Genomic DNA, 17,283 nt, shown 5'->3' on the forward strand with positions numbered 1-17,283 from the left:
TCCCTCGACGGGGATCCAGACAGGAAAGAAGTATCCATGGACCTCCTCATCGTCGGCTCCGGTCTCTTCGGGCTCACCATCGCCGAGCGGGTAGCCGCGGCCGGACGCAAGGTGACCATCCTCGAACGACGCCACCACATCGGTGGCAACGCGTACAGCGAGGCCGAGGCCACCACAGGGATCGAGGTCCACCGCTACGGGGCGCACCTCTTCCACACGTCGAACGCGACGGTGTGGGAGTACGTCAATCGCTTCACCACCTTCACGAACTACGTCCACCGGGTGTACTCCGCTCACAAGGGCGTGGTCTACCCGCTGCCGATCAACCTCGGCACGATCAACCAGTTCTTCCAGGCTGCGTACAGCCCCGCCGAGGCGCGGGCGCTCATCCAGGAGCAGGCGGGCGAGTTCGACCCGGCGTCGGCGACCAACCTCGAGGAGCGGGGCATCGGCCTCATCGGACGCCCGTTGTTCGAGGCCTTCATCCGCGACTACACCGCCAAGCAGTGGCAGACCGAGGCCAAGGACCTCCCGGCCTCGATCATCAGCCGCCTCCCGGTGCGGTACACGTACGACAACCGATACTTCAACGACACCTGGGAAGGGCTGCCGACCGACGGGTACACCGCCTGGCTCGAACGCATGGCCGATCACCCCAACATCGACGTGCGTCTCTCGACCGATTTCTTCGACGAGGCGCAGCCCCTCAACAAGGCGGCGGTCGTCGGGCAGGTACCCATCGTCTACACCGGTCCCGTCGATCGCTACTTCGACTACACCGAGGGCGAGCTGAGCTGGCGGACCATCGACCTCGAGGAAGAGGTCCTCGACATCGGCGACTTCCAGGGCACCAGCGTCATGAACTACCCGGACGCCGACGTGCCCTTCACCCGTATCCACGAGTTCCGCCATTTCCACCCCGAGCGCGCGGATCGGTACCCGAAGGACCGCACGGTCATCATGCGCGAGTTCTCGCGGTTCGCGGGTCGCGACGACGAGCCCTACTACCCGGTGAACACCGCGACCGACCGTGAGCGCCTCCTCGCCTACCGCGAGCTGATGGCGGGGGAGAAGGACGTGCACTTCGGCGGACGCCTCGGCACCTACCAGTACCTCGACATGCACATGGCCATCGGCTCGGCGCTGTCGATGTGGAACAACACGCTCGCCTGATCGGCGACCGGACGATGTTCCTCACACCGGGATGAGCGAGACCTCGATCGGCGCGCCGGGTTCGGCGCGGCGCTACCTGCACTCCCTCTGGCTCCTGTCGGCCCGCGATCTCCGCGTGCGCTACGCCACGAGCTGGCTGGGATATCTGTGGTCGGTGCTCGACCCGCTTCTGATGAGCCTGATCTACTGGTTCGTCTTCACCCAGGTCTTCTCGCGCACGGTCGGCGAGCAGCCGTACATCGTCTTCCTCATCTCGGCGCTCCTGCCGTGGGTGTGGTTCAACTCGGCGGTGACCGACTTCACCCGCGCCTTCAGCCGTGACTCCAAGCTCGTGCGCTCCACCGCGATCCCGCGATCGATCTGGGTCAACCGGATCGTGCTGAGCAAGGGCATCGAGTTCCTCTGCTCGCTGCCCGTGCTCGCGGCCTTCGCGATCTTCGCGGGTGCGACGGTGTCGTGGCAGCTGCTGTGGTTCCCTGTCGCGGTGCTCCTGCAGGCGGTTCTGCTGGTGGGCCTCGGACTCCTGGTGGCTCCGCTGTGCGCGCTGTACGCCGACCTCGAGCGCACCACCCGCCTGATCCTGCGCGTGCTGTTCTACGCCTCACCGATCATCTACGCCGGCTCCGACCTCCCGGGGGCTTTCGGCGAGTTCGCGGCGGCCAACCCGCTGTTCGGCATCTTCAGCCTCTACCGGGTCGCGTTCTTCCCCGATCAGTGGAACCCTACCGAGATCCTGGGCGCGGTGCTGGTGAGCGCCCTCATTCTGGTTCTCGGCATCCTCGTCTTCCGGCGCCTCGAGCCCGCTGTCCTGAAGGAGCTGTGATGAGCGCGATCGAGGTCGTCGATCTGGGTGTCCGCTTCCGTCGCAATCGGCGGGGGCGCCGGAGTTTCAAGGATCTCTTCGGAGGCAAGGGCCGCGGCAAGCGTCCCGGCGAGTTCTGGGCCCTCCGGAACGTCTCGTTCATGGTGCAGCCCGGTGAATCCATCGGCGTCGTCGGCCGTAACGGTCAGGGCAAGTCGACCCTGCTGAAGCTCGTCGCCGGGGTGCTTCTGCCCGACGAGGGGCGCGTTGACGTGCACCAGGGCGTCGCCCCATTGATCGAGCTCACCGGCGGGTTCGTCGGCGATCTCACGGTGCGCGAGAACGTGCGTCTCACCGCGGGATTGCACGGGATGAGCCGCGCGGAGATCTCCCGTCGGTTCGACGGCATCATCGCGTTCGCCGAGCTGCAGGACTTCCTCGACACCCCCTACAAGCATCTGTCGAACGGCATGAAGGTGCGTCTCGCCTTCTCCGTCGTCTCGCAGCTCGAAGAGCCGATCCTTCTCGTCGACGAGGTGCTCGCGGTGGGGGACAAGGCCTTCCGCGAGAAGTGCTATCGCCGCATCGACGAGCTGCTCGCCGAGGGTCGCACGCTCTTCTTCGTGAGCCACAACGAGCGAGATCTGCGTCGGTTCTGCGAGCGCGGTCTCTATCTCGACAAGGGAGCGCTCGTGCTCGACGGGCCGATCGGCGACGTGCTCGACCGGTACAACTCCGACAGCGCCCCGGCCTGATCGGGCACCCGATCCGAGTGCCGACTCACTCCGACGGCGTCCCCGGCGTGCGGTGCAGGATGAGCTGAGGCCCGCCGTTCGCCCCGCCGGCGATCTGCGCGAGGAAGTCGATGCTCTTCCAGATGCGCACGGGCTCCCACGGCGACGCGGGGACGATGCCGACGCTGTCCCACTCCGTGTCGATCGGGAGCTGCTGGATCGCCGCGTACACGGCCTGTTCCTCGGGCTTGTTCTCGGCCAGGAGGTAACGGTCGACCATCGAGGAGGACGTGAGGATATAAGGCAGAGGGTCGATCCCCTCGCGCGGACCGACGACTCCGTCGACGATCGCGAGCTCTGCAGCGAGGTTGCGGGGACCGTCGGTGTTGAAGGGGTGTAGCCGTCGTAGAAGGTGTCGTCGGCTTCGATTCCCCGAGCAGCGAGGCCGGCGGCCGCCGTCTCTCGCGTGTCGGGCGCCAGCGCGACCGCGAGCTGAGCGAAGGATGCCAGGAGGAGCGAGAGCCCGGATACCGCCGCGAGAACGCCGACGACGACCCTCGGTGTGCGGCCACGCAGGGACGACCAGCGCCACGCGGCATCGAGACCCACCGCCGCGAGGAGGAGCGGCGTGATGAACATCGGCAGGCCCCAGCGGTCCCAGTGCAGGGTGAGCACGGAGATGGCCACCCAGAACACCACTCCGGTGAGGAGGGGAGTCATGTCCCATCGCCGCCCGACGACGGCGGCGATGAGCCCTGCCGCCGCGAAGAGCACGACGATGATGCCGCCGCTGCTCAGGAATGAGGACGCGTAGAAGAGCGCGTTCCCCGACCAGTCCAGACCATCGGCCCCGAGATGCCCCGTAGAGTTCTGCTGGAACAGCTGGGCGCGGACCTCGGAGAAGTTGATGAAGAGCGTCGGCGAGAGCGCAAAGGTGAACCCGAGGACCATGACGATCGCCGCAGCCCCGCGGACCGGGATACGCCAGTACTGTCGCGACCGGATCGAGGCGACGATCACCGCGACCGCGATCGTCGAGGTGGCGGCGACGGCCGGATACTTCGCGGTGATGCCGATCGCCACCCCGGCGGATGCCAGGACGAGCCACGGCCAACTCTCGCGCTGGATGTACCGCACGGCGCCGAGGATCGTCAGGAGTACGGCGAAGACGAGGGGGACATCGGGCGTCGCATACCGGGAGTGCTCGACGAGCGGGGGGAAGAACGCGATGGCGAAGGCCGACCACAGTCCTGCCGTGCGGGCGTACGAGCTGCCGATGAAGTAGGCGACGACGATGGATGCCGTGCCGAGCGTCGCCGTCGTCGCCCGGGCGAGGGCGTAGAAGGGGGCCTGGTCGACCGCGAAGAGCGCTTCGGGTGATCCGCCACCGAAGAGGTACGACCACGCCTGGTAGATGATGTAGCTCAGCTGCGTCTCGAGGTGATCGGGACGGAAGAAGAACGGAGGGGCGAAGGAGTTCCGCTGGGCCATATCGATGGCACCCTCGACGACCACCCATTCGTCCGCGTGGAGCTGGAGGGGGAGTCCCCACCCGATGCCGCCGAAGCGGACGATCGCCCCGACGACCACGATGGAGAGCAACGCCCACCCGACGAGGTCCGGGCGGCGCAGGCGACGGCGCGTCAGTGGCGCGTCGACTGCGCTCACCGTCGACCCTGTGCGGCGAGATCGGCGATCGCGTGATCGAGGAGGATGCGTGCGCGCGCCGCGAAGGAGTGCTCCTCACGGATACGCCGGCTGACACCGGCGAGAGCATCGGCGTCGGGGAAGCGCTCGTCGAGGTCGCTCTCGAGGAAGGGGACGATCTCGGAGACGGTGTCGTAGGTCTGCACGGCGCCGTCGAAGATCTGGTCGATGCCGGGCACGTTGTCGCTGAATGCGCGACCGCCAGCCGCGACGACGTCGAACAGACGATTCGAGATGAATCCTTCGCGCTGCATGTCGGCCCAATGATCGTTGAGCACGACCGAGGCCGACGAGTAGAGATGGCCGAGCTCGGTGTTGTCCACGCGCTCGCCGCTGATGGCGGCCGCAGGCACGAAGCGTTCCCAATCGCCACCATAGAGCTCGAGAGGGAGTCCTGCGCGTACCGACTCCATGACGGTCGGACGCGGGATACCCCGGCTGTTGCCGACGAAGAGCGGGCCGCGCGTCGGGGAGGGGGTCTCCGCATCACCGGGGTGGAATCGCTCGGGATCCGTGCACTGCAGGAGAGCCTCGACGGGAAGCCCCCAACGCTCGGACTGTTGGGCCGACCAGCTGAGGGAGGCGGCGAAGATCCGATCGAAGCGCTGTGCCTCGGCCCTGGTCACCATATCGGGATGGCTGATGACCCAAAGATATGACAGCGCTGAAGCGGACGGAACGAACTCGTCGAGGCCGCGAAGATGGATCACGACGTCGTCGAGATAGTCGGTCTCGCGGCGTTGTGCCTCGCGGGCATCGACGGATGCCTCTTGGCCGAGCGACTCGAGCGCTGCGGCGAGGGATCTGCCGAAATGGGTATCGCCCCAGGTCTCTCCGGCAGGACCTGCCGGAGAAGCGGTCTTGATCGCCCAACGCAGGCGCGGCAGAGTGCGTCCGCCGATCGAGACATCCCTGCGATCGCGCGTGACGATGGGCTGGAGCTTCATCGACTCCGCTGGATCCGTGCGAGGGAAGTCCTCGCTCAGGTTCTCGTCGGTCTGACGCCAGTGCATGACGCGCATTCCCAACGGTCCATAGACGGAGTCCGCACCGGCGTCGGCTAGCGGTGACTGTTTCGCCCTCAGCGTCGCCGCGGTGCCGCCGGGGTCTGTCGCGGTGAATGCCCGAGCGCTGGTCACCTGGGTGAAGATGATGTCAGTGCGCACGGCGAGCTTCTTCTCAGCGAGGGAGCCGCTGAGTCCGGCGAGCTCGTGCTCGTTGAACAGCAGCGGGTCGAGCCCACCGATGTCTTGCAACGTCGCTCGATCCATCGCGAACGTGCGGCCCGAGAGGCCGTCGATCGCGACTCGTCCCTCCAGACGGTGGATGTCCTCGGCCGGGTGATTCACGAGGAGGGGGGCCGGTCGCCTCTGCCGACCGATGAATGCGGTCCCCGCGCTCTCCACGGTGCCATCGGTGGAGAGCGTGACCGGTATCGCGGCATCGGATCGAGCGGAGTGCACTTCCTCGATGAGTGCCGTCACGGAGGAGACATCGAACACGGACCTCGGGTCGATGACGGCGAGAACCGAGCTTCGACTCCTTCGGAGCTCGAGGTTCACGACGTACGCGAACGCCTCTCCATCCTGATGGATCCGTGCGGCGACCTCCGGATGGAAATGAGTGAATGCGCGCACACGTCGCCATTCGTCGGGCTTCATCCCGACGCCGACGATCACGATCTCCCTCTCGACGGCGCAGAGCTCGGAGAGCGCTTCGAGTTTCGCGCCGAGTGTCGGGTCCTGGGCCTGGATGAGCGCGACGACCGTGGCTTCGGTTGAGAGGTTCGAAGGCTCCGAAACGGCATGGCGCATCCGCACAGCGGTGTTCCATCCGCGCGCCTCGCTGGTCGAGATCCGATCGGTGGACTCGTCCGAGTTGTCGTAACGCGCACCCAAGGTCGGCACATGCACGATGGTGGAGACCTCGGCGATCTTCAGGATCAGGTCGTAATCGACAGCGCGGCGGAGGCTCAGATCGAAGGCTCCCACGCTCTCCACGAGGTCACGCCGCACGATGAGCGTGTTCAGATCGATCGAGTTGCCGAGCAGCAGGCTCTCGCGGTCCTGGTCGCCGTAGCGGTAACGGATGCTCTCACCGTCATCGACCTCGATACTGGCGTACGCCGCCTTGAGGCCGTCGCCGGTCATGCTCGTCACCATGTCTCGGAGGAACGTGGGGAGCCAGGTGTTATCGCTGTCCAGGAACGCGATGTACTCACCGGTCGCTTCGGCGATCCCCGCGTTGCGAGCTGCGCAGACGCCGCTGTGATCCCGTCTGATCAGATGAATGCGGTCGTCCCGTTCGACGAGAAGCTCAGCGACGGCGAGAGTGTCGTCCCACGAACCGTCATCGACGATCAGGAGCTCCCAGTCTTCCCAGGCCTGCGCGAGCACGGACTCGACGGCGCGCCGGAGACCGCCTCCTCGATTCCAGACGGGCATGATGATGCTGACTCGCGCACCGCGCGTGACGCCGGCCGCAGCGGCGAGCGATTCGGGATGCGGCAGACGTGGGCGCATCCCGCGCGCCTCCCGTCTGCGCTGGATCGTCGCCCACTCCGTCGTCGCGGCGAAGAGCACGGGATAGATCTCAGCCCACGTCGTCGTGCGCCCACCATCCACGTTCACCGTCAGAGTCGTCGCCGGGTCTTCCCGCACCCGGTCCCAGAGATGGCCGATGGGGCCGGCGGGATGCGACAGGGAGTCGGGGTGCTGCGTCGCGTAGTCGACCGAGCTCCACACGTCACTCGTCTTCGTCTGCCAGGACGTGCCGTTGAAGTAGTCGTAGATCGATGGGCGACCGGTCCGGGGCAGATCTCGCTCCGCGACGAACGGGTCGATCAGGACATTGAGCGTGTACCCGAGATCGTGACCCAGCGCGACGTAGTGCGCCGCGGCCGCGTTCTCGTCGATCTCGGAGACCCCGAGCTGGGCGGCATACAGCGCGGTGTCGATGATGCCCAGCCGGATCAGACGCTCTGTTCGACGGCGCGGGTCGCTCGCTTCCAGAGCCGTTCGGACGACGGGCACGCGCCGTGCCAGGCGTGAGAGATCACGCATCGAAGACATGTTGCGTCCCCTTCGATTCCTTGATGTGAGGCGGGCGGTAGCCGACCGTGACTTTCTGGAGCGGTGTCAGCCGGGCAGGAGCGTGGTTCTCGAACGGGCGGTTTCCGTAGGAGCTGCGTGTCCCGCGCAAGAACTCGGAGACTCCCTCCATCTGGACGGGGTACTTCTTCTCGAGATCGGCGAGCAGGGATCGCGAGTCGAGCCAGTAGGGGTCGTTGCGCAGAACGTCGATCTTGATGATCGGAAGGCGACCACGGTCCAGTGTGGAGTCGGCGAAGGCGCTCGACCAATTGAGGTTGTCCGCCTGCCGAGGATCTCGTCGCCGCCTGCTGTCGAAGTACCCGTCGCGCGCGCGGTCGAATCGTGCGTGGAACACCTGCTGGCGACGATGCAGCCAGTGGGCCCCGCGCCGATTGGCGCGGAGACGCTCTGCGGTCGTCGGTTCGAAGTAGGAGCCGATCGCGAATCCGGCATCTGTCATGGCGCGACTGATACCGACCTCCTGCTGGAGAATGGCACTCATACGATCGGGTGCAGGCTTCGCATCCACCCAGAAGCGACGGAACGCCTGCGAGCGGAGCGCCGGCTGGGTGAAGTGCAGGAAGTAGCTCTGCACATGGGGAGCGACGCGATTCGTCCGTGTCATTCCCCACAACTCGACCGGTCTCGCGCTCATCGTCTGCATGATCTCGCCCAGCGGGCGGAAGAATCCGACATAGGAGTCGTTCGTCAGGAGGACCTCGTCGTAGGACTGCGCCCAGTCGTAGCGTTCGAGGCAGTCCCGCCACGAACCGAAGTCGTGGCCGTAGTTGGCTCGGCGGATCAGCGTCGCTCGCGACGAGATCGCCGATGCGGCCGCTGGGGAGAGATCGACGGTCGTCGCGAGCACGACCTCGTCGAACTGGGATCCGAGTTCGTCGAGCTGGCGGAGGACGTGCGGGGCCGCCTCGCCACGGGGGTCGTAGTGTGCGACGAGCGCGAGCCGTTTCGTCATGCGTCCTCTCCGGTGGTCTTCCGCTCAGACATGTCCGTATCCTTCGTCCGATCGAAGCGCGTGGGGCGCTTCATGCGCAAAAGTGCAGTTTACTGGTCGCTTCTCGGGCCGAAGCCGCATCAGATCCCGAGGAGTCCTCGGAGCGTCTGGAGTCGCTCACGGGCCGTCGTCACGGAGTCCGTCGTGCTCCCGCCGCTCTCGGCGGCGGAGCGGACCTCGGTCAGCGCCGCGGAGTACTCCGAGACGGCTGTGAACCAGGAGTCCGAGATCGACGTGGGCGGTGTCGTCTCCGCCAGCCGCTGGGCGTCCTGCTGCAGTTGATCGACGACTCCGACGGCGTCCTGCCCGCTGAGCTGAGCCAGCATGTCGAGGCCGCGCAGACCGTCATCGAGGCGCGGCTGGACCTGTGCCACGAAAGCGGAGAGGTCCGGCGCGGGCGCGACCGGGGGAGTGCCCGGCTCCTCGGAGGGGTTCTCGGATGCTCCCGGATCGGGTTCGTCCGACGGCGTTGGGCTCGCGGACTCGGATGACGAGGGAGACGGCGTCGGGGCGCCGCCCGGGGTCTCGCCGCGGAGCAGGAAGAACCACAGGAGCGCGGCCACGATCGCGAGGGCAAGGATCACCGAGCCGATGATGATCCAGATGCGCGCACGATTCTTCGGTTTGGGCGGGATGGGGGCCCAGCGCAGTTCCGGCTGAGGGGCGTTGGACATCACGCCTCCAGGGGCGACATCGGCTGCCAGGAGCGATCCCGGGAGATCTTCCGCCCCTCCTTGAGACCGCGGAACAGATTGCTGGTTCCGCGCACGGTGCGCTCGACGAAGACCAGGCGGATCAGCTCCTTGGCGAAGGTCATCGCCGTGCCCAGGCCGAAGAGCACCGGGTTGTAGTTGTCGTGGATGCGGTAGTAGTGCTTGATGTGGGCACGGTTGCGCATGATGTAGAAGCGATAGGCGTTGCTCGACGCGTTCATGTGGCGGATGCCCATGTCCCACTGCTTGATCTCGCGGGTACGGCGCAGCACGAACTCATCGACGATCACGGCGGTCGTGAGGCGCGATGCCAGCCAGCCGTACATCTGGTCGTCCCAGTAGATGAAGAATCGATGATCGGGGAGGCCGATCCGCTTCACGATCGAGCGGTGGATGAACATCCCCTCGAAGCATCCGCTGTTCATCTCCTTGAACCCGGAGGCGTCGAAGCCGGACGGCGCGAAGGGGATCGGGATCCCCATGCGCTCGGCGATCCGGTACTGCCAGTAGAACTCGCTGCCGTCGTAGTCGTAGCGGCGTCCCTGGATGCTCTTGAACCGCGAGGACCACTTGCCCATCTTTGCGAGACCGTCGGGGATGACCTCGACGTCGTCATCCATCATCCAGATCCATTCGGAACCCAGCTCGTACGCCGTGCGCATGCCTTCGCTGAACCCACCGGATCCGCCGGTGTTCGTCTCGAGGCGGCGGTAGACGATCTCGGTGCCGATGCCCGCCCGGAACGACTCCACGACCTCGGTCGTGTCATCGGCGGACGCGTTGTCGATGATCACGACGTGGCCCGGCTTCGGGTCCATCGTCGTGATGCTCTCCAGCAACCCGGTGAGCAGGTGCGAGCGGTTGTAGGTGACGATGACGATCGTCGCCGTGGCCGGGTCGAAGGCGACGGATGCCGCGGTCATGCCTGCTCCTCGAAGATCTGCTCCCAGGATTCTGGTGAGACGAGTCCGGGCAGCGCATCGCGGTACTGCTTCTGCAGCTCCGGCCACCTGCGCTGCAGTTCTGCGTGGAGGCGCACGCTCTCGCGCAGCATCCGGCGGTACTTCGCGCGGTCGCGCGTGTAGATGTTCTTTCCCGACCCGTCGGCCGTGCTGACGAGTGCGCTGTCGAAGACCGGAAGGCGCCACCAGTGCGCATCGTCCTTACCGAACTCCACCTCGGGCTGGGCCACGTTGGCGGGATTCGGCTTGTGAAGCCAGTGCGCGATCAGCGTCGTCAGGGTGAACTTGCGCAGCGCCAGGCCGCTCGGGCTGTCGTACTCGTGCCGTGAGCGCTGTCGCTGGAAGACCTGGCGTCCACGACGCGAGTGGAGCACGGCCGTCGGGTCTTTATGGATCACGGTCTCGGGGTACTCCGACGACAGCGCTCGGGCGGCCGGCATCGCGGTCGCGAGCGTGCGTCGCATGTGGTCCGGGCCGGAGAGCACGTCACGCAGGGCGCGCGCACGGAGGGCCACCGGGTAGTACTGCATCATCATGAGGTGCTTGAGGTCGACGCGGCGGCTGTGTCGGATCAGGTGCCCGCCCTTCGGGGCGTTCGAGTGGAGGAGCCCCGCCACGATGCGGTTGCGGGCATGGAAGTACGCCTGCCAGTCGATCGAGTCGTCCTTATTGAGCCACGAGACGTGCCACAGGGCGACGCCCGGCATCGACACCGTCGGGAATCCGGCCTCGCCAGCGCGCAGACAGAACTCGGCATCGTCCCACTTGATGAAGGCGGGGAGCGAGAGGCCGACCTTGCGGATCGCGTCGAGGGGGATGAGGCACATCCACCAGCCGTTGTAGGCGGAATCCATGCGCATGTGCAGAAGCGGCGACTGGCGCAGGTTCGAGGCGCCGAAGTCGTGCGGCATCTCCTCCTGATAGAGGTTGCGCCACATGAACGGCGCTTCGTCGACGACCTCGGCCCAGCCGTGCAGCTTGGGCCGGTCGAGGAGATCGAACATGTGGCCACCCACGAGCACCGGGTTCGTGGCGTACCGCCCGAAGACGACGGAACGGCGCAGCGACTCCGGCTCGATGCGCACGTCGTCGTCGAGGAGCTGTACGAAGTCGCTCTCCGGGCGCTGCAGGGTTTCGTGCATCGCCCGGGCGAAGCCGCCGGAGCCGCCGAGGTTCGCCTGCCGAATCACCTGGAGGGTCTCGCCGAGCTCTGCCGCGACCTCCGTGAATCCGTCCTGATCGGCGACGAGCTGGGTGCCCTGGTCGACGAGGAAGATGCGGTCGACGAACTCGAGAGCATCGGGCGATGCGGCGAGGGCCTGCAGGGTCTCGACGCAGTAGTCGGGCTTGTTGTAGGTCGTGATTCCCAGCGAGGCCTTGCCCGTGCGGGCCGGCTCCTGCTCGGTGGTCCACTCGGCGCCCTCGAGAATGACGTTGCTCTCGTCGGCGACGACGTCGAACCAGAGCCATCCGCCGTCGCTGTACTGGGTGAGTTCGAGGTCGAACGTCGTCGACGATTCGCCGGTGACCTCGCTCGTGGCGACGCGCTGACGCACACCGGAGCCGTTCGAGCGGTACACGAGGATGGTGGCGGATCCGCTGGTGCGGACGGTCAGCTGCACCTGGCGGATGCTCGTCCAGTGCTGCCAGTACGAGGCGGGGAACGCGTTGAAGTACGTGCCGAGCGACACTCGTCGGCCAGCGACGATGCGGGCGCGGTGGCGGCCGAGGATGTTGCCGAGATGCGCACGGTTCGAGACGCGCACCGGCTCGTTCTCGATGACCGACCACGTCTCGGGGTCGGCGTACAGCGGGAGGAGGTCGGGGTCGCGATCGAGCGGGAAGACGACGTTCTGCAGGACGTGGGCCACGGGGGAGTTCTCCGGAGGGGTTTGCGCCGACTGCCGCCGGACGGGCGGAGCAGTGGACTCTGCGAGCAGTGAGTAGCCTACCCTCCGCCACCTCGGGATCCGCGGAGAGTCGGCGGGTCCCCGGCGGTGTCGAGGGCGCGGGATAGGATGGCGGGCGATGAAGGTATTGATCACCGGCGGTGCGGGATACATCGGATCGACTGTCGCGACGGCGTGCCTGGAGGCCGGGATCGAGACGGTGCTGATCGACGATCTGTCGACCGGGCTGCGTGCGTTCGGCGAGGGGCGGGGCCTCTACGTCGGCGACATCGCGGATGCCGAGGTCCTCGACCGGGTGCTGGCCGACCACCCCGACATCGACGCCGTGGTGCACTGCGCCGCGCGGATCGTGGTGCCCGAGTCCGTCGACGATCCCCTGGGCTACTACGACACGAACGTGGGCAAGACGGTGCTGCTCCTCGCACGCCTGCGCGCGGCCGGAATCGATCGGATCGTGTTCAGCTCCTCCGCCGCGGTCTACGCGGCCGAGACCGGCGGCGGGGTCGACGAGTCCGGGGCGCTCGCGCCGTCGAGTCCGTACGCCTCGACGAAGGCCATGGTCGAGCAGATCCTCCGCGATGCGGCGGTGGCCGGCGACTTCCGCGCGATCGCTCTGCGCTACTTCAATCCGATCGGTGCCGACCCCCGCCTGCGCACCGGGCTCCAGAACCCGCGACCGACCCATGCGCTCGGCAAGATCATGCAGGCGAAGGCCGAGGGTGTGCCGTTCACGATCACCGGCACCGACTGGCCCACGCGCGACGGTTCCGGCCTGCGCGACTACATCCATGTATGGGACCTCGCCCTCGCCCATGTCGCCGCCGTGCAGCGCTTCGACGACATCGTGACGACGCCGGATCCCTACCGGGTGATCAATCTGGGCACCGGCGACGGCGTCACCGTGCGCGAACTCGTCGGCGCCTTCGAACGGGTGACGGGGGAGCCCCTCCCCGTCGTCGATGCGCCGCGTCGCGCAGGGGACCAGGCCGGAGCCTTCGCGATCGTCGATCGAGCGCACGATCTGCTCGGTTGGCGCGCGGAGCGATCGACCGACGACGGCGTGCGCGATGCCCTCGACTGGGCGGAGAAGCTACCCGCCGTGCGCGCCGCCTCCGACGCGCTCTGATCGAGAGTTCGCTCAGCCCTGCGGGCGCAGCGTCGGGATCACACCCGTGTGTGCGGCGTCGATGTTCTCGCGCCACGAGCGCGACTGGCCGGCGCGCAGCGCGCAGAGCACGAGCAGGAACCACCCGGCTCCCACCAGGGTGAAGCTCTCGAAGACCGAGTCGACGGCGAGCGTGATCAGAGTGATGGGCGTCCACGCGTAGACGACGGAACGGCGCACGCTCGCCACCAACCAGGAACGAACGAGCGCGACGCCTCCGAGCAGGAGGAACAGCACGAGTCCGGCGGTGCCGAGCTGGAGCAGGACGTCGAAGAAGGCGTTCAGTGCGCTTTGATGACGATCGTCGAGCAGGAAGTTGATGTACGTGAAGGGGTATTCGCCCCGCGCCCATGCCCCGAACCAGCCCCAGCCCTCGATCGGCTTGAGGGCGACGAAGTCGAGGATGGTGTTCCACAGGGTGGCGCGGATCGAGAAGTCCGAACCCGCGTCGAGCAGCGCGATGATCTGGTGCCGGAAGGCGAAGGCCACCGCCAGGGCAGCGGTGACGAGCACGCTGAGCGACCATTGCACGATGCTGCGTCGGGCCGGGGGCGAGTGCCGCACCAGGGTCAGCGCCGCCGTCACGATCCCCACCGCGGCGGCGAGGACGAGCACGGTCGGGGAGGACGAGAAGGCGGCGAGGAGTACCGCGAGAGCGATGGACGGGATGGCGATCGCTCGGCTCACGGACTGGGTACGCCACTCGATCACGAAGGTGATGAGGGCGATCACGGCGACGAATCCGAGCATGTTCCGGCTGCCGAAGATGCCCTGGACGGGGCCGCCGGCCGCGAGGTTCCCCTGGATCCCGAGCGCGACGAACGGCACGTCGAGCAGGATGCCGGAGAGGGTCTCGAGCGCGAGGGAGACGACGAGGAGTCCGCGCAGCGCGTCGCCGAGAGCGCGGACGGTCTGCAGGGTGTCGCGGATATGCCCGACGGTGAGGGCGAGGAACGCGTAGCCGAACAGCGACGACCACCCCAGCAGCGTCTCGCCGCGGTCGGTCGTCCACACCAGGCTCACCAGCGCCCATCCGAGGAAGGCATAGAGCGAGAACGGTGCCAGGCGCAGTGCGGAGAGCTCCTCGCGCCGGGCCCACAGGATCGCCGCTCCGAGCAGGCAGAGCACGGCGATGATCGTCGCGAGCGTCACACGCGAGGTCAGTCGCTCGATCGCGAACGATCCGAACACGGCGGTGATCACCGCGAGCGTGAATGCCCTGGCCATCTCGACCGACCCGAGGAGTCGGACCGCACGGGTGGTCGACGTCACGGGATCCGCCGGGCGCGCGCGCCGCGGTCGAACAACTGCTCCCGCTCGCCGACGCCGATCAGGGGCACCGACTTGAGCTTGAACGTGAACATCACCAGCAGCATCCATCCCCAGAGCATGATCGGGGTGGACTCGGAGAGTCCCTGCACCAGCAGCACGATCGTGAACATGCTCGGCAGGAGCGTGATCGGCGAGAAGTTGCGCGAGGAATTGAGATCCCATCGGGGGCGGTCGACGGCGAAGAACCACGACCGCCAGAGCAGGCTCAGATACGAGATGCCCATCAGGATCACGCCGAGGACGCCGAGCTGCATGAGCACGTCGAGCCACATGTTGTGCGCGTGGAAGACGGTGAGGCCGTGGTCGACGATCCAGCCGTCGAAGGCGGGATCGTCGGGAATCCACGGACTCGAGAAGCCGTTGCCGAACAACGGATGCTGGGCAGCGCGCTCGAGCACCGCGGTCCAGATCTTGTCGGAGCGCCCCGTCAGGTCGGCGCTGCGCCCCACCAGGCCGAGCAGCGGCTCCCGGAACAGCCACACGGCGGCGGCGAGCACGGCGGAGCCGCCGATCGCGATCACGTAGATGCGCGTGCGGTCCCCGGGCGTGCGCGCGCGACGCATGACGAGGGCGACGGCCAGCGCGACGCCCACGGCGGCGGCGCAGATGAGGGCGGTGGTCGAGGCGGTGCGCACGAGGAAGAACGCGGCGAGCAGCATCCACAGCGCGAGCGTGGTCCGCCAGCGCGCGCGGGCGGCGAAGAGCACTCCGAAGGTGAGGATCGCGAACAGGGAGATGATCGCGAGGATGTTCGCGTTCGCCACGATGCCCTGGAGTCGACCGCCGTCGAACAGGTTGTCGCGCACCCAGTACAGCTGCGGGTCGATCCCGTCCTCGGGGATGACGGCGAAGTTCGGAAGCAGCGGGCCGTGGATCACCAGCGACACCCATAGCTCGAGCGCGATCGAGAGGCCGAGGATCCACTTGAACGTCGATGAGAGAGCACGCACGATCTCGTGCCACGTCAGCACGTGCGCCACGAACAGTCCGTTGACGGTCACCGCGGCGAGGAGCAGCCAGGTGAGCAACGTCGGCCCCCGCCACTGAGACCACGCGACCGAGACGAGCGCGAGGGTCGTGTAGGCGAGAGCCGTCCACGGCAGGCGCCGCCAGCGGAACGCCTGCGGGCGGTTGCGCGCCAGCATCGGGACGCCGATCGCGACGGTGGCCAGCGTGAACACGACGAGCACGACGGCGGCGCCGAGCATACCGAGGAGGTTGTAGACGGCGGTGTGCGCGAACGTGACGAAGAGCGTGAGGATCACGTAGCCGCGCAACAGCAGATGCCCCGTCGATTCCCGCTCGGGGGCGGTCGGCGGGGCGCTCACCGGATGCTGGGTGTACTGGGCCATCGCGATCAGGGTACCGCGAGGCGGTCACGTGCGTCTGTGAGCGGCGTGGCGCGCTCTACGCTGGGAACATGCTGCTGCACCTCACCAATGCACCCCGCGACTACGCCTGGGGATCGGAGACCCTTCTCGCCGAGCTCGAAGGGCGTGCGCCGAGCGGCGCCCCCGAGGCGGAGGTCTGGTTCGGGGATCACCCGGGTGACCCCGCGGATGTGGTGGGCGGTGGCACGCTCGATGCGGTCACGGGCGGAACGCTTCCGTACCTGCTGAAGCTGCTCGCGGCCGCTCAGCCGCTGTCGATCCAGGTGCACCCGACCCTGGCGCAGGCGAAGGAGGGCTGGGAGCGCGAGAGCGGCCTCGCGCTCGACGATCCGCAGCGCAACTATCGCGACGCGAACCACAAGCCCGAGCTGCTGGTCGCGCTGAGCGAGCGCTTCGAGTCGCTCAGCGGCCTGCGCCCGGTGGCACAGACGTTGCAGCTCATCGATGCCCTCGCACCCACCGCCGCGGTCGTCGCGCTCCGCGAGCGTCTCTCCGCCGAAGGTGACGTCCTGCGCGACACCCTCGAGTGGCTGCTCGACGGGTCGGCGGGCGAGGCCGTCGACGGCGTCATCGACGCGGTCGTCACCGCCTCCCGCGGGGACGCGCGGGAGTGGAGCGACACTCTGCGCGCGATCGCGCGGATCGCCCACACCTACCCCGGTGACCCGGGGGTCGTGGTCGCGTTGCTGATGAACCACCTCGTGCTCCGCCGGGGCGAGGGCGTCTTCCTGCGCGCCGGTCTCCTGCACGCCTACCTCTCGGGCCTCGGCGTGGAGATCATGGCCGCCAGCGACAACGTGCTCCGCGGGGGACTCACGCCCAAGCGGATCGACGTGCCGGAACTCCTGTCGCTCGTCGACACCGCCCCCGGGCTCGTCCCGGTGCTGCGCCCTGCCGAGGAGGGCGCGATCACGACGTACGACGTGCCGGTTCCGGACTTCGCGTTGCGCCGCATCGTGCTCGACGGCTCGCCGACGAGCGTGCCCGTCGACGGCAGGACCATGGTGCTCGCCACGGACGGCACGGTTCGCATCGAAGGCGCGGATGCCGCGATCGATCTGCCCGTCGGGGCCGTCGCCTATGCGTCCGACGACGAGACCGAGCTGCGTCTGTCCGGCCTCGGCGAGGTCTTCATCGCGTCTCCGGGGCACTGACGCGCGACGTCTGCGCCCGAGTCCACCTTCGGGCGCGCGACACGCCGATATACCGTCAAGAACCTTCAATACATGATTGAGGGTTTACGATCCGCGACTTGACCCGAGCGAATGACACGGGTGTAATTAGTGGTGC

13 protein-coding genes and 1 pseudogene are annotated in these 17,283 nt (G+C 67.4%); 5 read left to right on the forward strand and 9 right to left on the reverse strand.

Annotated features, from left to right (window positions below; genetic code table 11):
• Positions 1-36 precede the first annotated feature (36 nt).
• From glf to ACZ5Y9_RS07440, 3 genes are read left to right on the forward strand one after another with little or no spacing between them, the layout of a single operon-like run.
• A complete protein-coding gene (gene glf / locus ACZ5Y9_RS07430; protein WP_464472672.1) occupies positions 37-1,173 on the forward strand; it encodes a UDP-galactopyranose mutase in 1,137 nt (378 codons plus the stop codon).
• A 31-nt stretch (positions 1,174-1,204) separates the two neighbouring features.
• Positions 1,205-1,996, forward strand: a complete 792-nt coding sequence (locus ACZ5Y9_RS07435) for an ABC transporter permease (protein WP_247622888.1) — start codon at positions 1,205-1,207, stop codon at positions 1,994-1,996.
• Positions 1,996-2,730 carry an ABC transporter ATP-binding protein gene (locus ACZ5Y9_RS07440; protein WP_247622887.1) on the forward strand — a complete coding sequence of 245 codons (735 nt, stop codon included), beginning with the start codon at positions 1,996-1,998 and terminating at the stop codon, positions 2,728-2,730. The genes ACZ5Y9_RS07435 and ACZ5Y9_RS07440 overlap by 1 nt, the downstream gene beginning before the upstream one ends.
• 25 nt (positions 2,731-2,755) lie before the next feature.
• Here the strand turns inward: ACZ5Y9_RS07440 and ACZ5Y9_RS07445 are convergent, their stop codons facing one another.
• The 7 genes and pseudogenes from ACZ5Y9_RS07445 to ACZ5Y9_RS07475 form a co-directional block, all read right to left on the reverse strand.
• Positions 2,756-2,989, reverse strand: a complete 234-nt coding sequence (locus ACZ5Y9_RS07445) for a hypothetical protein (protein ID WP_464472673.1) — start codon at positions 2,987-2,989, stop codon at positions 2,756-2,758.
• A 725-nt stretch (positions 2,990-3,714) separates the two neighbouring features.
• A pseudogene (locus tag ACZ5Y9_RS07450) lies at positions 3,715-4,200 on the reverse strand (ArnT family glycosyltransferase); the annotation flags it as partial.
• Between the two features lie 173 nt (positions 4,201-4,373).
• On the reverse strand, positions 4,374-7,478 hold the full coding sequence (locus ACZ5Y9_RS07455; protein WP_464472674.1) for a glycosyltransferase: 3,105 nt from the start codon (positions 7,476-7,478) through the stop codon (positions 4,374-4,376).
• The gene (locus ACZ5Y9_RS07460; RefSeq protein ID WP_247622884.1) at positions 7,471-8,481 is read right to left on the reverse strand and encodes a rhamnan synthesis F family protein; all 1,011 of its coding nucleotides are present in this window, start codon (positions 8,479-8,481) and stop codon (positions 7,471-7,473) included. The genes ACZ5Y9_RS07455 and ACZ5Y9_RS07460 overlap by 8 nt, the downstream gene beginning before the upstream one ends.
• 119 nt (positions 8,482-8,600) lie before the next feature.
• Entirely contained in the window at positions 8,601-9,194 is a 594-nt protein-coding gene (locus ACZ5Y9_RS07465; protein ID WP_247622883.1) for a hypothetical protein, read from the reverse strand.
• On the reverse strand, positions 9,194-10,156 hold the full coding sequence (locus ACZ5Y9_RS07470; protein ID WP_247622882.1) for a glycosyltransferase: 963 nt from the start codon (positions 10,154-10,156) through the stop codon (positions 9,194-9,196). The genes ACZ5Y9_RS07465 and ACZ5Y9_RS07470 overlap by 1 nt, the downstream gene beginning before the upstream one ends.
• Positions 10,153-12,066: a glycosyltransferase gene (locus ACZ5Y9_RS07475; RefSeq protein ID WP_464472675.1), complete on the reverse strand. Its 1,914-nt coding sequence runs from the start codon at positions 12,064-12,066 to the stop codon at positions 10,153-10,155. Before ACZ5Y9_RS07475 ends, ACZ5Y9_RS07470 begins: the two co-directional genes overlap by 4 nt.
• Positions 12,067-12,223: 157 nt before the next feature.
• On the opposite strand from ACZ5Y9_RS07475, the gene galE reads away from it, so the two are divergent.
• Positions 12,224-13,231: a UDP-glucose 4-epimerase GalE gene (gene galE / locus ACZ5Y9_RS07480; RefSeq protein WP_464472676.1), complete on the forward strand. Its 1,008-nt coding sequence runs from the start codon at positions 12,224-12,226 to the stop codon at positions 13,229-13,231.
• Between the two features lie 12 nt (positions 13,232-13,243).
• On the opposite strand, the gene ACZ5Y9_RS07485 is transcribed toward galE, so the two are convergent.
• Both ACZ5Y9_RS07485 and ACZ5Y9_RS07490 read right to left on the reverse strand, forming a co-directional pair.
• On the reverse strand, positions 13,244-14,542 hold the full coding sequence (locus tag ACZ5Y9_RS07485) for an O-antigen ligase family protein (RefSeq protein ID WP_464472677.1): 1,299 nt from the start codon (positions 14,540-14,542) through the stop codon (positions 13,244-13,246).
• The gene (locus tag ACZ5Y9_RS07490; protein ID WP_464472678.1) at positions 14,539-15,954 is read right to left on the reverse strand and encodes an O-antigen ligase family protein; all 1,416 of its coding nucleotides are present in this window, start codon (positions 15,952-15,954) and stop codon (positions 14,539-14,541) included. Before ACZ5Y9_RS07490 ends, ACZ5Y9_RS07485 begins: the two co-directional genes overlap by 4 nt.
• 68 nt (positions 15,955-16,022) lie before the next feature.
• Here ACZ5Y9_RS07490 and manA point away from each other — a divergent pair, with 68 nt between their 5' ends.
• Positions 16,023-17,147, forward strand: a complete 1,125-nt coding sequence (gene manA / locus ACZ5Y9_RS07495; protein ID WP_464472679.1) for a mannose-6-phosphate isomerase, class I — start codon at positions 16,023-16,025, stop codon at positions 17,145-17,147.
• Positions 17,148-17,283: the final 136 nt, after the last annotated feature.

Source organism: Microbacterium sp. T3-8, assembly GCF_055398145.1.

What these genes read in the sequence shown, in the direction of transcription:
- manA (WP_464472679.1), top strand. Translation starts at nt 16,023, where the DNA reads ATGCTGCTGCACCTCACCAATGCACCCCGCGACTACGCCTGGGGATCG.
- ACZ5Y9_RS07460 (WP_247622884.1), bottom strand. Translation starts at nt 8,481, where the DNA reads ATGACGAAACGGCTCGCGCTCGTCGCACACTACGACCCCCGTGGCGAG.
- galE (WP_464472676.1), top strand. Translation starts at nt 12,224, where the DNA reads ATGAAGGTATTGATCACCGGCGGTGCGGGATACATCGGATCGACTGTC.
- ACZ5Y9_RS07455 (WP_464472674.1), bottom strand. Translation starts at nt 7,478, where the DNA reads ATGCGTGATCTCTCACGCCTGGCACGGCGCGTGCCCGTCGTCCGAACG.
- glf (WP_464472672.1), top strand. Translation starts at nt 37, where the DNA reads ATGGACCTCCTCATCGTCGGCTCCGGTCTCTTCGGGCTCACCATCGCC.
- ACZ5Y9_RS07435 (WP_247622888.1), top strand. Translation starts at nt 1,205, where the DNA reads ATGAGCGAGACCTCGATCGGCGCGCCGGGTTCGGCGCGGCGCTACCTG.
- ACZ5Y9_RS07465 (WP_247622883.1), bottom strand. Translation starts at nt 9,194, where the DNA reads ATGTCCAACGCCCCTCAGCCGGAACTGCGCTGGGCCCCCATCCCGCCC.
- ACZ5Y9_RS07445 (WP_464472673.1), bottom strand. Translation starts at nt 2,989, where the DNA reads ATGGTCGACCGTTACCTCCTGGCCGAGAACAAGCCCGAGGAACAGGCC.
- ACZ5Y9_RS07470 (WP_247622882.1), bottom strand. Translation starts at nt 10,156, where the DNA reads ATGACCGCGGCATCCGTCGCCTTCGACCCGGCCACGGCGACGATCGTC.
- ACZ5Y9_RS07490 (WP_464472678.1), bottom strand. Translation starts at nt 15,954, where the DNA reads ATGGCCCAGTACACCCAGCATCCGGTGAGCGCCCCGCCGACCGCCCCC.
- ACZ5Y9_RS07440 (WP_247622887.1), top strand. Translation starts at nt 1,996, where the DNA reads ATGAGCGCGATCGAGGTCGTCGATCTGGGTGTCCGCTTCCGTCGCAAT.